The sequence below is a fragment of the Pseudomonas sp. MYb193 genome, assembly GCF_002966775.1.
GTDB classification, from domain to species: domain Bacteria; phylum Pseudomonadota; class Gammaproteobacteria; order Pseudomonadales; family Pseudomonadaceae; genus Aquipseudomonas; species Aquipseudomonas paracarnis.
In genome coordinates this window covers 5,428,062-5,442,769 of record NZ_CP023269.1, presented here as the reverse complement: position 1 = coordinate 5,442,769, position 14,708 = coordinate 5,428,062, and the positions used below count along the sequence as shown (strand labels likewise).

Here is a 14,708-nt window from a genome sequence, read left to right as displayed (position 1 = left end):
TCAGTGCGGGTTGGCTTCGGAGGACGTGCGGCCAAAGCGGCTGCGCACTACGCCAATAATCATCGGCACCAGGGACAGCAGGATGATGAACACCACCAGCAGCGACAGGTTCTTCTTGATAAAAGGCACGTTGCCGAAGAAGTAACCCAAGGTCACCAGGCCACCGACCCACAGGATGGTGCCCAGTACGCTGAAGCCGAAGAAGCGCGGATACGGCATCTTGGCCACGCCCGCGACGAACGGCGCGAAGGTACGCAGGATCGGCAGGAAGCGCGCCAGGGTCACGGTCTTGCCGCCGTGCTTGTCGTAGAAGTCGTGGGTTTTTTGCAGGTAGTCGCGGCGGAAGATCTTGGAGTTCGGGTTGCTGAACAAGCGCTCGCCCGCCGTTCGTCCGATCACGTAGTTGGTGCTATCGCCGAGGATGGCCGCCAGCATCAGCAGGCCGGCCAGCAGGACTGGGTCCATACCGCCGCCAGCCGCTACAGCACCGGCGATGAACAGCAAGGAGTCGCCCGGCAGGAAGGGCATGACCACCAGGCCGGTTTCGCAAAAAATCACCAGGAACAGAATGGCGTAGATCCACGGACCGTAATTGGATACCAGCATGTCGAGGTAGACATCGAGATGCAGGATAAGGTCGAGCGGGTTGAAATCCATGGATGGCACCTGTGTGAATAGCCCGACTCAGCGGGCTTGTGCGGAAGCTCAGGCAATAAGGCTACAAGTAATTGTCGCGGTTCTTACAACCCTGAAAGGTCGGCATTATACGGATTGAGAGGTGAAAAGCGTGCGGCTTTTGTAGCGGGGAGTGTCGCGAAATTGTGAAGGGGTTGGGCTTCAAGCCAGTCGCCGGATCCAATGTGGGAGCTGGCTTGCCTGCGATAGCGGTGGGTCAGTATGAGAAATGCTCGCTGACACTCCGCCCATCGCAGGCAAGCCAGCTCCTACAAGGATATTGCGGTGTCTGGCTGACTGGTTTTCAGTCTTCGTTGATCGGCAACACGTAGTTTTTGAATTCGGTGTCTTCGCGAAACCCAATCGATTCATAGGTCTTCTGCGCCACGTCGTTATCGCTGCTGGTCGATACCCGCAGCCGCACCGCGTGGGTGTCCTTGGCCATTTTCCTGGCCGTGCGCATCAGGTTGTCGGCCACCAGTTGCCGGCGTGCGTCCTCGGCCACATAGATGTCGTTGAGGATCCACACCCGCTTGAGCGACAGCGAAGAAAAACTCGGATACAGCTGGCAAAACCCCAGCAGCCGCTTGTCGTCATCGTCGGCCAGGGCCAGGTAGATCACCGACTCCTTGCGCCGCAGGCGCTTTTCCAGGAAGGCCCGTGACGAGTCCGGGAACGGCAAGGCCCCGTAGAACTCGCGGTATTTGACGAACAACGGGGTCAACAGGTCCAGGTGTTCCAGGGTCGCTTGAGTAATCCGCATGCCAGGCCTCAACTTCCAAATGGGGTATGACCACACGAGCGGCCGTGACTCGATGCTGCCTAATGACGCCAAAAAGCGCAATCGTGCCGCTAGCGGTCATCCGCCGGGCTGAGCAGGAAATTGCCCTTCATCAGGTCCGGGTCGTCGGATTCGAGGGTCTGAACCTGCGCCTCATCCTTGAGATTGACCCCCGACAACTGCCGGCGACACGCCTCTCGCATCAAGTACAGCAGGCGATGGGCCGCCATGCCATAACTCAAGCCCTCCAACCGCACATTGGAGATGCAGTTGCGATAGGCATCGGTGAGGCCGACCTTGGGGTTGTAGGTGAAATACAGGCCCAGGCTGTCCGGCGAGCTGAGCCCCGGCCGTTCGCCGATCAGGATCACCACCATCTTGGCGCCCAGTAGCTGCCCGATTTCATCGGCCACTGCCACGCGGCCTTGCTCCACCAGGATCACCGGTGACAAGGACCAGCCTTCGGCGTGGGTCTGTTCTTCCAGGCGCGCCAGAAACGGCGCTGTATGTTTATGCACGGCCAGTGCCGACAGGCCATCGGCCACCACGATGGCTAAGTCCACACCACCGGGCTGGGCCAGGGCGTAGTCGCGCAGCGTTTGCGCCGACTCATCGCTCAGGCGTCGCCCAAGGTCCGGGCGTTGCAGGTAGATGTGCCGGTCCCTGGCGGCGCTGTGCAACAACAGGCTGTCTCGGCCACGTTCGGCCAGTTGGTGGCTGAGCCCGGCGTGATCGAAGGGCAGGTGCACCGCGTCCCGCGCCTGGGCATGGGCAAACTGGAAGTCCAGTTGGGCGCTGGTGGGAAGGCTGGTGCCGGTGCGGCCCAGGGCAATACGCGCCGGGGTCAGGCGGCGCAGTTCCAGCCACGGGTTGTCAGGCAATTCTGGTTGCACGGTCGGCTCCTTCATCCCAATTGCGCCAAGGCGTGGCGAAAGGCCGGTGGCAGGCTGTTGCCAAAGTGCACCTTGCCATCACCCTGCGTGAAGATGCCCATTTTCGCCAGCCACTGCTCGAACTCCGGCGCCGGTTTTAAACCCAATGTTTGCCGCGCGTACAGAGCGTCGTGGAACGAGGTGGTCTGGTAGTTGAGCATGATGTCGTCGGAGCCGGGAATGCCCATGATGAAGTTGATGCCGGCCACGCCGAGCAGGGTCAGCAGGGTGTCCATGTCGTCCTGGTCGGCTTCGGCGTGGTTGGTGTAGCAGATATCGCAACCCATGGGCACGCCGAGCAGTTTGCCGCAGAAGTGGTCTTCCAGGCCGGCGCGGATAATCTGCTTGCCGTTGTACAGGTACTCCGGGCCGATAAAACCGACCACGGTGTTCACCAGAAACGGCTTGAAGTGCCGCGCCACGGCGTAGGCACGGGTTTCACAGGTTTGCTGGTCGACGCCAAAGTGCGCATTGGCCGACAAGGCGCTGCCCTGGCCGGTTTCGAAGTACATCAGGTTCTGGCCCAGGGTGCCGCGCTTGAGGCTCAAGCCCGCGTCGTAACCTTCCTGCAGCACGTTCAGGTTGATCCCGAAACTGGCATTGGCCGCTTCGGTACCGGCAATCGACTGAAACACCAGGTCCAGCGGTACGCCGCGGTTGATCGCTTCGATGGAGGTGGTGACGTGGGTGAGCACGCAGGCCTGGGTGGGGATTTCGTAGCGCTGGATGATCGCGTCCAGCATCTCCAGCATGGCGCAGATCGAGGCGATGCTGTCGGTGGCCGGGTTGATGCCGATCATGGCGTCGCCGTTGCCGTACAGCAGGCCGTCGAGAATGCTCGCGGCGATGCCGGCCGGTTCGTCGGTGGGGTGGTTGGGCTGCAAGCGAGTGGACAAGCGCCCGCGCAGGCCCAGGGTGCCGCGAAACTGGGTGACCACGCGGATCTTCTGCGCCACCAGCACCAAGTCTTGCACGCGCATGATCTTGGACACGGCCGCGGCCATTTCCGGTGTCAGCCCTGGCGCCAATGCGCGTAGGGCCTGTTCATCAGCCGCATCACTGAGCAGCCAGTCGCGCAGGCCGCCGACGGTGAGGTGGCTGACCGCTGCAAACGCCTGTTTATCGTGGGTGTCGATGATCAGCCGGGTGACTTCATCGCTTTCATAAGGAATCAGTGCTTCTTGCAGGAAGTGCTTGAGCGGGATATTCGCCAGCGCCATCTGCGCCGCCACACGTTCGCCGTCATTCTGGGCGGCGACACCGGCGAGGAAGTCCCCGGAGCGTGCGGGGCTGGCCTTGGCCATTACGTCCTTGAGGCTGTCGAAGCGGTAGGTTTGAGCGCCCACCGCGTGGGAAAAGCTTGCCATACAGTGTCTCCTTGATGACGCGGGCCTGCTGTGGGCAAGACGCCGCGTCGAGGTTTTCGGCAGTTAGTGCAGGGCGGCCTCTGCGGCCTGGATCGCCGCGAATTCCTCTTCCGGCGTGCCTGCTACCAAGTGATGCCGGCTGTAGAAAGCAAAGTAAGCAATTAATACTCCATAGATGATCGCCGCGCCAATCACCACGCGCGGGTCCACCAGAAAGCCCGCCACTACCGCCACGCAAGCCAGCACCAGCGCCACGCCTGAGGTGAAGATGCCACCCGGCGTGCGGTATGGCCGCTCCATTTTAGGGCGACGAATGCGCAGGGTGATGTGGGCGGCCATCATCAATACGTAGGAAATGGTGGCGCCAAACACCGCCACCAGGATCAGCAAGTCACCCTGGCCGGTCAGCGACAGGCCAAAGCCGATAATCCCTGGGATTACCAGTGCCAATACTGGCGCCTTGCTCTTGTTGGTCTCGGACAATTTGCGCGGCAGGTAACCGGCACGGGACAAGGCAAAGATCTGCCGCGAATAGGCGTAGATAATCGAGAAAAAGCTCGCGATCAAACCGGCCAGGCCGACCAGGTTGACGAAGCTGCCCATCCAGGTGGAACCGCCGTAGGACAACGCCAAGGCTTCAACCAGCGGGTTGCCGGACTTGATCAGCGCGTAAGTCCCCGCACCGCCTGGCGCGATCACCAGGATCAACAGGGCAAAACTGGTCAGCACCACAATCGCGCCGATCAGCCCGCGCGGCAGGTCGCGCTTGGGGTTCTTGGTTTCTTCAGCGGCCAGCGGCACGCCTTCTACCGCCAGGAAAAACCAGATGGCATAAGGGATCGCGGCCCACACGCCGACGTAGCCGAACGGCAGGAAGCTGCTGGCGCCCTTGGCCTCGGTCACGGGTATATCCAGCAGGTTGGCGACGTTGAAGTGCGGCACCATCGACACCAGGAACACGCCCAGGGCAATCGCGGCGATAGCGGTGATCACGAACATCAGCTTCAAGGCTTCGCCCACACCAAAGATGTGGATGCCGATAAAGATGATGTAGAACGCCAGGTAGATCATCCAGCCGCCAATGCCGAACAACGACTCGCAATAGGCGCCGATAAACACCGCGATGGCGGCGGGGGCGATGGCGTATTCGATAAGGATGGCAGTACCGGTGAGGAACCCGCCCCAAGGGCCGAAGGCGCTGCGGGCAAAACCGTAGCCACCGCCAGCAGTGGGGATCATGGACGACAACTCGGCCAGGGAAAAGCACATGCACAGGTACATGGTGGCCATCAGCAAGGTGGCGAGGAACATGCCACCCCAGCCGCCCTGGGCCAGGCCGAAGTTCCAGCCGGCGTAATCGCCGGAAATAACATAAGCGACGCCAAGGCCAACCAGTAGTACCCAGCCGGCGGCGCCTTTTTTCAGTTCGCGTTGTTGAAAATAATCGGTGCCGACTTTTTCGAAGTCGACAGAAGAACCAGTGGGTTCGCTAGGCATGGGAAGTACCTTTGATTGTTATTGTTTTTAACTCGGCATCTGTGTGCCGAACGAGGTAGCAATTACTGGCGAAGTTCAAGTGTAGGAGCGGGCAAGCCAGCTCCCACACTTGATTGCATTTCAAGTTGGGAGCGGGTTGCTTGTTAAGAGGCTAAGTTAGAAAAAGCCCAACGGATTAATGTCGTAGCTCACCAGCAAGTTCTTGGTCTGCTGGTAGTGATCCAACATCATCTTGTGGGTTTCACGGCCCACGCCAGACTTCTTGTAACCACCAAACGCGGCATGCGCCGGGTACAGGTGGTAGCAGTTGGTCCACACGCGGCCGGCTTTGATCGCCCGGCCCATGCGGTAGGCGCGGTTGATGTCGCGGGTCCACAGGCCGGCGCCCAGGCCGAACTCGGTGTCGTTGGCAATCGCCAGGGCTTCGGCTTCATCCTTGAAAGTGGTGATGCTTACCACCGGGCCGAAGATTTCTTCCTGGAACACACGCATGTCGTTGGTGCCCTTGAGCAGGGTCGGCTGGATGTAATAACCGGTGGCCAGGTCGCCCGTGAGCTTCTCGACCTTGCCGCCGGTGAGCAATTGCGCGCCTTCGCCCTTGGCGATTTCCAGGTAGGACAGGATCTTGTCGAACTGTTGCTCGGACGCTTGGGCGCCGACCATGGTGTCGGTGTCCAGCGGGTCACCACGCTTGATCGACTCGACCTTCTTCATCACCACTTTCATGAAGTCGTCGTAGATCGACTCTTCCACCAGAGCGCGGGAAGGGCAGGTGCACACTTCGCCCTGGTTGAAGAACGCCAGCACCAGGCCTTCGGCGGCTTTTTCGATAAATGCAGGTTCCGCTTTCATGATGTCGGCGAAGAAGATGTTCGGCGACTTGCCGCCCAGCTCGACCGTGGACGGAATGATGTTCTCGGCCGCGGCATGCATGATGTGCGAGCCCACAGGCGTTGAACCGGTAAAAGCGATCTTGGCGATGCGCTTGCTGGTGGCAAGGGCTTCGCCAGCTTCCTTGCCGAAACCGTGCACCACGTTCAGCACGCCCGGTGGCAGCAGGTCGCCGATCAGCTCCATCAGCACGCTGATGCCCAGCGGCGTTTGCTCGGCTGGCTTGAGCACCACGCAGTTACCGGCGGCCAAGGCCGGTGCGAGTTTCCACGCGGCCATCAGCAGTGGGAAGTTCCACGGGATGATCTGACCAACCACACCCAGCGGTTCGTGGAAGTGGTAGGCGGCGGTGAGTTCGTTGATTTCCGCGCTGCTGCCTTCCTGGGCGCGGATGCAGCCGGCGAAGTAGCGGAAGTGGTCGGCGGCCAGAGGGATGTCGGCGTTGAGGGTTTCGCGCACGGCTTTGCCGTTGTCCCAGGTTTCGGTGATGGCCAGCAGTTCGAGGTTTTGCTCGATGCGGTCGGCGATTTTCAGCAGTACCAGCGAGCGGTCCTGGGCGCTGGTTTTGCCCCAGGCGTCCGCGGCGGCGTGGGCGGCGTCCAGCGCCTTGTCGATGTCTTTGGCGGTGGAGCGCGGGAAGTCGGCAATCGGCTTGCCGTTGACTGGCGAGGTGTTGGAGAAGTAGTTGCCATCGACCGGCGCCACGAACTCGCCGCCGATGTAGTTGCCGTACTTGGCCTTGAACGAAACGATGGCGCCTTCAGTACCGGGGTGTGCATAACGCATGGTGGGCATCTCCTGCTTTTATGTTTATTGGAGTACAGCGCTGCGAGCGCGTTATAAAGCGTAGAGCAAAGGTCGGGCCATCGCCGTGCGGGCCAGCAGAATCAAGAGGTTGGGCTTTGTTGCAAGGCTTTGCCGTGACGGGAGTGATACAGGCAGGGTGACAGTTTGTGCCACAAACGATACAGCCTGTGACCGGTGGGTCGGGCCGGGATTGCAATGGCCGGATGGCTGGGGGATGCTGGGCGTTCTCACGCAGGGAGAATAATAAGAACATGCATAACGATCATTTCAGTCGCCATGCCCAGCAAGTCTTGACCGTCACCCGTGGCCAAGAGCTTTCCCAAGGGCCTGGCAGCGACCCGTCCATCGCACGCTCCTGGCTGCGCTGCGTGGAGGATTACCACCTCGACCCGGCGCTGACCATCGCGCCCACCGTGCTCGAGCACGGGCGCTTGCTGGAAAGTCGCGAGCGCCTGCGCCAAGTGCTGCACATCGCCGGCAGCGAAATGAACAGCCTGCACCAACAACTCTCCGGCGCCGGTCATGCGGTGCTGCTCACCGATGCGCGTGGGGTGATCCTCAACTGTGTCACCGCGCCGTCCGAGCGCAAGATCTTCGAGCGCGCCGGCTTATGGCTGGGCGCTGACTGGAGCGAAGCCTGCGAAGGCACCAACGGCATCGGCACCTGCCTGGTGGAGCGGCAGTCGTTGACGATCCACCGTGACGAGCATTTTCGCGGCCGTCATACCGGGCTGACCTGTTCGGCCAGCCCGGTGTTCGACCCTCATGGTGAATTGCTGGCGGTGCTGGATGTGTCCTCGGCCCGCGAAGCCGTGTCGCGCCAGAGCCAGTTCCACACCATGGCGCTGGTGAACCTGTCGGCCAAGATGATCGAAAGTTGCTACTTCCTGCGCCACTTCGAACACCACTGGCTGCTGCGTTTTCACCTGCAGGCCGAGTCGGTCGGGTTATTCAGCGAAGGCTTGCTGGCGTTCGATGGTGAAGGGCGCATTTGTGCGGTCAACCAGAGCGCTCTGAACCTGTTGGGGCAGCTACGCGGCGGCTTGGTGGGCCAGCCGGTGGAAGCATTTTTCGACTGCTCCCTGGATCAGTTGCTGGGCCGGGCCAGCGCGAATGCCACGGCCAGTTGGCCGCTGCGCACCCGCGATGGTCGGCCTTTGTTTGCAGCGCTGCGAGGCCAGCCGCGCAGTGTGCCGGTACCCCTCATCAAGCCGCAGGCGCCACGGCCTTTGGGTATCTGCGTGGGCGACCCGGCGTTGCAAAATGAGCTACGCAAGGCCTCGCGAGTGTTCGAGCGCGACGTGCCCTTGCTGATCAACGGCGAAACCGGCTGCGGTAAAGAAGCTTTCGCCAAGGCCGTGCATCAGGGTAGCCAGCGGGGCGATAAGGCCTTTGTTGCGCTGAACTGTGCGGCGATTCCAGAAAACCTGATCGAGAGCGAATTGTTTGGCTATCGCGCCGGCAGTTTCACCGGCGCCCTTAAAGAAGGCATGCGCGGCAAACTGCAACAGGCCGACGGCGGCACGCTGTTTCTCGACGAAATCGGCGACATGCCCCTGGCGTTGCAAACCCGCCTGTTACGGGTGCTGGAGGATCGCCTGGTGGTGCCTATCGGCGGCGAGCCTCAAGCGGTGAACGTGCGCATCATCAGCGCCACGCACCGAAATTTGCTGGAGCGCGTGGCCGATGGCAGCTTTCGCGAAGACCTGTATTACCGCTTGAACGGCTTGGAAGTGGCCCTGCCGCCGTTGCGCGAACGCAGTGACAAGCCGCAACTGTTGGACTTCCTCCTGGCCCAGGAAGCGGGCACCGAGCAGGTGATGCTGGACGAACCTGCGCGCCAGGCCTTGTTAGCATTCCAATGGCCCGGCAACCTGCGGCAGTTGCGTACGGTGTTGCGCACGGTAGTGGCGCTCTGTGAGGGCGGGCGAGTCGGTCTTGAAGACTTGCCGGCCCTGATTCGCCAAGCGCAGCCGCAAGGGGCGAGGGTGGATGCGCCATGCGTGTCGCCGCTGGAGAACGCCGAGCGCCAGGCATTGCTCAACGCGTTGGCGCAGCAGCGCTGGCATATGAGCCATGTGGCTGAACAGTTGGGGGTCAGTCGCAATACGCTGTACCGCAAGTTACGCAAACATGGCATTTCACGGGACGCCATGCAGTAAGGGGCGCTGTCGGAGTAACCTGATTATTGCGAACTGCTCGTTTTTTGTCTCACGCGCTACCTTGAAAGACGCTGAGCTTAAAAACGCCGGCAGCGCGGTTTAAGACCTCCCTTGTGCCGGATCCTACCGGCGAGCGTTTCGTGCTCAGCTAAAGCGTGCGAACTTTCCCACCCTACGCTAACCTGCCTCGATGTTTACGAGGTCAACTATGCACATTCATATTCTGGGTATCTGCGGTACGTTCATGGGTTCGATGGCGGTTCTGGCCAAAGAGCTGGGCCATCACGTAACAGGCTCCGATGCCAATGTTTATCCACCCATGAGCACGCAGCTACAGGCGCAAGGGATTGAGCTGACCCAAGGTTACGACCCTTCGCAATTCGACCCTGTGCCGGACCTGGTCGTCATCGGCAACGCCATGTCTCGCGGTAACCCGGCGGTGGAATACGTACTGAACAAAGGCTTGCCTTACGTCTCCGGCCCCCAGTGGCTGGCGGACCATGTGCTGCAGGGCCGTTGGGTCCTGGCAGTGGCCGGCACTCACGGCAAGACCACCACCAGCAGCATGCTCGCCTGGGTGCTGGAGCATGCGGGCATGAGCCCGGGTTTCCTGATTGGCGGTGTGCCGCAGAACTTCTCGGTGTCGGCGCGCCTTGGGGAGACGCCGTTTTTTGTGATCGAGGCCGATGAATACGACAGCGCCTTTTTCGACAAGCGCTCCAAGTTCGTCCATTACCGCCCACGCACGGCGATCCTGAACAACCTTGAGTTCGATCACGCGGATATCTTTCCCGATCTGCCGGCGATTGAGCGCCAGTTCCACCACTTGGTGCGCACTATTCCAAGTGAGGGCCTTGTCATTCATCCCACCACCGAGCCTGCGTTGCAGCGTGTGATCGACATGGGCTGCTGGACCCCGGTGCAAACCACCGGCGCGGACGGGCAGTGGCAGGCGAGGTTGCTCAGCGAAGACGGTTCGCGGTTTGAAGTGCTGTTCGAAGGCCAGCCCCAAGGCATCGTCGATTGGGGCATGACCGGCCAACACAACGTGGCCAACGCTTTGGTGAGCCTGGCTGCCGCTCGGCATGTTGGCGTGGTGCCAGCCATGGGCATTGCCGCCTTGAGCGCGTTCAAGAGTGTGAAGCGGCGCATGGAGAAAGTCGCTGAAGTAAATGGAATTACCATCTACGACGACTTTGCCCACCACCCGACCGCAATTGCCACCACCCTGGATGGCCTGCGCAAGCGCGTCGGCGATGCGCAGATCATTGCCATCGTCGAGCCGCGCTCCAACTCCATGAAGCTGGGCGCGCACCGTGATGGCCTGCCCGAGAGCGTCAACGATGCCGACCAGGTGGTGTGGTATGCGCCGGCCAACCTCGGCTGGGATTTGCCCGCGATTGCTGCGCTATGCACCGTGCCCTCCACAGTCTGCGATTCGTTGGAAGGCATCATTGAGCATGTGAAATCCTTGGCCCAGCCCGGCACCCACGTGGTGGTCATGAGCAACGGCGGCTTTGGCGGCCTGCACGGCAAGCTGGCCGAGGCACTGAAATGAGCGGGCCGGAACGCATCACCCTGGCGATGACCGGCGCATCCGGTGCGCCCTACGGCTTGCGCCTGCTCGACTGCCTGGTGCGTGAAGACCGTGAGGTGCATTTTCTGATCTCCAAGGCGGCGCAATTGGTGCTGGCGACTGAGACCGATGTCGCGCTGCCTTCCAAGGTGCAGATGATGCAGGCATTCCTCACCGAGTACACCGGCGCAGCGGCGGGGCAGATCAAGGTCTACGGCAAAGAGGACTGGATGTCGCCGGTAGCCTCAGGCTCCGGTGCGCCAGCGGCGATGGTGGTGGTGCCGTGTTCCACCGGCACCTTGTCGGCGATTGCCACGGGCGCCTGCAACAACCTGATCGAACGGGCGGCGGATGTGACCTTGAAGGAGCGCCGCCAGTTGATTCTGGTGCCGCGCGAAGCGCCGTATTCGAGCATTCACCTGGAGCACATGCTCAAGTTGTCGAACATGGGCGTGACCATCCTGCCCGCATCGCCTGGTTTCTATCACCAGCCACAGACCATCGATGACCTGGTGGACTTTGTGGTGGCGCGCATTCTCAACCTGTTGAACATTCCCCAGGACATGTTGCCGCGTTGGGGCGAGCACCATCTGGGCGGCGATGAATAAAGCACTGCTGCTGTTGATGGCGCTGCAACTCACCGGCTGTGCCACCGCGCGTACTCTGGATGCCGCGCAACCGGGCGCCCCGGTGGTGTATGCCGGCACACGCCTGGATCTGTACGCGATCAATGGCGGCTGCTGCGCCAAGGACCGCTTTGGTGCCGAGGCCCCGAGCTACCCCCATCTCGACCTGCCGGCCAGCGCGTTGCTCGATACCTTATTGTTGCCACTGTCGGTGTTGACGGTGCTGGGTGTGGGCTTCAACGCCACGGGCGGGCTGTAAGTTATTGGCTGCCTGGGCCGGCCCATCGCGGCATAGGTATCTACACAACTTCGGCACGACGCTAAATCTGTGGCGAGGGAGCTTGCTCCCGTGACGGCCTGGCAGCCGACACAGATATAACTGATGCCCTGCGATCCAATGTGGGAGCTGGCTTGCCTGCGAAGACGGCCTGACAGTCAACACAGTTGGACCGTGTACATATCCATTCCTGCGGTAACGGCCACTTAGGGTTCCGCCCTGACGGCGGCTCACTTTCGAAAAGCGCGAAAGTAAGCAAAGCGCTCTTGCCCCACCACTCGGCACCTCGCTTAGGCTCGGTGTGCCCGTAATCCGCCAGTGATTTGGGGGGCCACCGCCACGCGCCATCCATGGCGCGGGGCGGCTAAACCGGCATCCCTGCCGGTTTACCCCCCAAATCCCTGTCGAATTCCGGCCAGCGTGGTTTAACGGGGCGCCTAAGATCAAAAGCAGATCAAGATCAAGAGCAGCTCGCTTCGCATCGTGGTTACCGTTGAGCTAACAGAGTTATGTAGATACCTATGCCCATCGCGGGCAAGCCCGGCTCCCACAGGGGATCGAATTCCAGATAGGAGGGCTGCAGATCATTCTTACTGGGGAATGCATTTCAAGTGTGGGAGCAGGCTTGCCTGCGATGAGGCCAGTACAAGCGCTGCATCATTACTTGCCGAGCTTGCGCAACTCGTCCGATTCCACCACCCGCACGCCATCCTGTTCCTCCAGCGCCAGGCGCCACATGGCGCGGGCCAGTTCGCAGACTTCAATACCGTGGTACTTACCGGGAATCAGCCGTGACAGTGGCCCGGCCAACTGCTCGGCCAGGCGCGGTTCCAACCGCTCCCCCAGCAGCAGCGATGGACGTACGATGGTCAACTGCGGCCAGTCTTGCGCTCTCAGCGCCAGTTCCATTTCCCCCTTGACCCGGTTGTAGAACACCGAGGATTTCGGGTCGGCGCCAATCGCACTGATCACGATCAGATGCCGCGCGCCCAGTTCCCGTGCGCGCTTGGCGAAGGCCACCACCATGTCCAGGTCGACCGCACGGAACGCCGCTTCCGAGCCGGCCTTTTTGATCGTGCTGCCCAGGCAGCAGAAGGCAATATCCACGCGGCCGCTCAGTTGCGGCAGGAACACCGCCGGGTCGCCCACCGGGTTTTCCAGGCGTGGATGTTCAGCCAATGGTTTGCGGCTGGGTGCCAGCACGCGGGTCACGGTGGGTTCGTTGAGCAGGCGGTCGAGCAGGTGTTCGCCAGTGAGGCCGGAAGCTCCGGCCAGCAAGATATGCTGCGGTGTCAGGTACATGGTGTTTCCCCCTTGTTACACGTTACAGCTTAGTTGCCTTTGGCTTCCTTGCTATTCATTGAGACGCTTTCGAGCGCCTTTCGTGCCTGCTGTTTACGTAATAATTGCCAATGGGCGATCACGCCTTTAGGGGCCCAGATCTGCGGTTCGGAGGCTTCGAAGTTGTCCGCCTGTTCGCGTTCGGCCACGTGCAGTTGCGCCAGTTTGAAGGCGTGTTGCAAATCATCCGTCTGGTTGAAAGCTTGTGCGAAAAGGGCATCACCGAAGTAGGTGAAGTCTGCTTCTTCCGAGCAGCCGAATGACACGCGGTCTGCACGGGAGGCGGTCATGATCAGGGTGCGCTCATCTTTGAGCGCCGGTATGAAACCGCCGGAGTAACACGCGGAGATCACGATGACCTTGTCGCGGTTTTTCAGCGGTGCGAGCACGGCGGCCAGCTCGTCGGCGGGCAGGTCGGCCAGTTCCATGCGCGGTTGGTCGAGCACCAGCTCATGCTCATGGGTGCCATGGCTGGTCATGTAAATGAACACCAGGTCTTCCGGCCCGGTCCGTTCGGCCAGGGTTTGCACCGAGCGGCGCAGGCTTTCACGGGTGGCCAGGGGGCGGTCGGCGATATGGTCGCGGTGGTTGACCAGGCGCACCTGCCCGCGCGCGCCGAAGCGGGTGGCGAGCAGGTTGCTGACGTAGTCGGCCTCGCGCAGGAATACGCTTTGCTTGCCGTCGCCGGCCAGCACCAGGGTGTATAGCTCCACGGCCGGAGTGGACGCGGGCACTGTCGCCAGGGCGTCATCTAGCAAGCGGCCTTGAGCCAGTATGCCGGTCTCCAGAGGGTCGGGCAGCAGCTTGCCCTCGGCGTCGCGCACGCGCAGGCCGTTGACCCAGGTGCCGGACTGCACGGTGCCGTCGGTGAGTACCAGGGTGCCACGGCCTTGATAGTTGTCGCTGTCGAAGCCACCGATATAGAAACTGCCATCGGTGAGGTTCAGGCGCCCTTCGCCGGTAAAGCGCCAGTCACTGAACTGGCCGACATAGTGGCTGCCATCGACCCCGATCAATTCGCCTTTGCCGGTCAGCGCGCCTTCCTTGAACTGGCCGATCCACACATCGCCGTCGGCGTTCTCGTAGCGACCTTTGCCATTGAGCTGGTTCTGTTTGAACTGGCCGACATAGATATCGCCTTCGGCGCTATTGAAAGTGCCATTGCCTTCCAGTTGGCCATCGACAAAGCGGCCGCTGAACTGGTTGCCGCTGTCGTCATTGCGCTGGCCTTCGCCATTGGGCTTACCGTGGGCGAACTGGCCCTGGTACTGGCTGCCGTCGGCCAGTTCCAGGCGGCCGAGGCCAGAGTACTGGTCGTCCTGGAATTCGCCGCGATAAGTCATCTGCCCCTCTTTGAGGGTGCCTTCGCCGTTGCGTCGGCCGTTCTTGAAACCGCCCACGTAGCTGCTGCCCGAGGTGGTCAGGCTACCCTGGCCATCAAACAGGCCCTGCTTGAATTCGCCTTTATAGACTTCGCCATTGCTGCCATGCCATTCGCCCTGGCCGTGCCACTGGCCTTTGTCGAACTGGCCGGCGTACCAACTGCCATTGGGGTAGTCCACCCGGCCTTGGCCTTGCAGCAAACCGTTGACCACATCGCCACGGTAGCGGCCGCCATCGGGCAAGCGCGCATCGGGCGGCAACAGCGATTCGCCGTCTCCGCAAGCGGTGAGCAACAGGGCAAGGGCAAGAGGAGCGAGTGGGCGCATAGCGGGATCCGGATAATTGAGCGCCGAGTATGCCGTAGCCGGGGTGCCGAACCTAGTGGTCTATGCG

Annotated in this window: 12 protein-coding genes; 4 read left to right on the top strand and 8 right to left on the bottom strand. The window is 61.4% G+C overall.

Annotated elements, in window-relative coordinates; translation table 11 throughout:
• The 6 genes from CLM72_RS24885 to CLM72_RS24860 all read right to left on the bottom strand — a co-directional run bounded on the left by CLM72_RS24885 (position 1) and on the right by CLM72_RS24860 (position 6,929).
• Positions 1-657 carry a DedA family protein gene (locus CLM72_RS24885; protein ID WP_105228685.1) on the bottom strand — a complete coding sequence of 219 codons (657 nt, stop codon included), beginning with the start codon at positions 655-657 and terminating at the stop codon, positions 1-3.
• A 322-nt stretch (positions 658-979) separates the two neighbouring features.
• Entirely contained in the window at positions 980-1,438 is a 459-nt protein-coding gene (locus tag CLM72_RS24880) for an N-acetyltransferase (protein ID WP_105228683.1), read from the bottom strand.
• A gap of 89 nt (positions 1,439-1,527) precedes the next feature.
• Positions 1,528-2,364: an ethanolamine ammonia-lyase subunit EutC gene (gene eutC, locus CLM72_RS24875; protein ID WP_105228681.1), complete on the bottom strand. Its 837-nt coding sequence runs from the start codon at positions 2,362-2,364 to the stop codon at positions 1,528-1,530.
• Positions 2,361-3,755, bottom strand: coding sequence for an ethanolamine ammonia-lyase subunit EutB (locus CLM72_RS24870; protein ID WP_105228679.1), 1,395 nt, complete (start codon positions 3,753-3,755; stop codon positions 2,361-2,363). The genes eutC and CLM72_RS24870 overlap by 4 nt, the downstream gene beginning before the upstream one ends.
• Before the next feature lie 63 nt (positions 3,756-3,818).
• Entirely contained in the window at positions 3,819-5,252 is a 1,434-nt protein-coding gene (gene eat / locus CLM72_RS24865; RefSeq protein ID WP_054896913.1) for an ethanolamine permease, read from the bottom strand.
• A 156-nt stretch (positions 5,253-5,408) separates the two neighbouring features.
• Positions 5,409-6,929, bottom strand: coding sequence for an aldehyde dehydrogenase family protein (locus CLM72_RS24860; protein WP_005791797.1), 1,521 nt, complete (start codon positions 6,927-6,929; stop codon positions 5,409-5,411).
• Between the two features lie 272 nt (positions 6,930-7,201).
• On the opposite strand from CLM72_RS24860, the gene CLM72_RS24855 reads away from it, so the two are divergent.
• The 4 genes from CLM72_RS24855 to CLM72_RS24840 all read left to right on the top strand — a co-directional run bounded on the left by CLM72_RS24855 (position 7,202) and on the right by CLM72_RS24840 (position 11,573).
• Positions 7,202-9,112 (top strand): sigma-54-dependent Fis family transcriptional regulator, encoded by a 1,911-nt coding sequence (locus CLM72_RS24855; protein WP_105228677.1) that lies wholly within the window; start codon positions 7,202-7,204, stop codon positions 9,110-9,112.
• Between the two features lie 208 nt (positions 9,113-9,320).
• Positions 9,321-10,670, top strand: coding sequence for a UDP-N-acetylmuramate:L-alanyl-gamma-D-glutamyl-meso-diaminopimelate ligase (gene mpl / locus CLM72_RS24850; RefSeq protein ID WP_096144078.1), 1,350 nt, complete (start codon positions 9,321-9,323; stop codon positions 10,668-10,670).
• Positions 10,667-11,296, top strand: coding sequence for a flavin prenyltransferase UbiX (gene ubiX / locus CLM72_RS24845; RefSeq protein ID WP_032895136.1), 630 nt, complete (start codon positions 10,667-10,669; stop codon positions 11,294-11,296). The genes mpl and ubiX overlap by 4 nt, the downstream gene beginning before the upstream one ends.
• Entirely contained in the window at positions 11,289-11,573 is a 285-nt protein-coding gene (locus CLM72_RS24840; RefSeq protein ID WP_003194502.1) for a YceK/YidQ family lipoprotein, read from the top strand. The genes ubiX and CLM72_RS24840 overlap by 8 nt, the downstream gene beginning before the upstream one ends.
• 678 nt (positions 11,574-12,251) lie before the next feature.
• On the opposite strand, the gene CLM72_RS24830 is transcribed toward CLM72_RS24840, so the two are convergent.
• Together CLM72_RS24830 and CLM72_RS24825 are read right to left on the bottom strand one after the other, a co-directional pair.
• On the bottom strand, positions 12,252-12,893 hold the full coding sequence (locus CLM72_RS24830; RefSeq protein ID WP_105228673.1) for an oxidoreductase: 642 nt from the start codon (positions 12,891-12,893) through the stop codon (positions 12,252-12,254).
• A 29-nt stretch (positions 12,894-12,922) separates the two neighbouring features.
• Positions 12,923-14,641 carry a C13 family peptidase gene (locus tag CLM72_RS24825; protein WP_054896193.1) on the bottom strand — a complete coding sequence of 573 codons (1,719 nt, stop codon included), beginning with the start codon at positions 14,639-14,641 and terminating at the stop codon, positions 12,923-12,925.
• Positions 14,642-14,708: the final 67 nt, after the last annotated feature.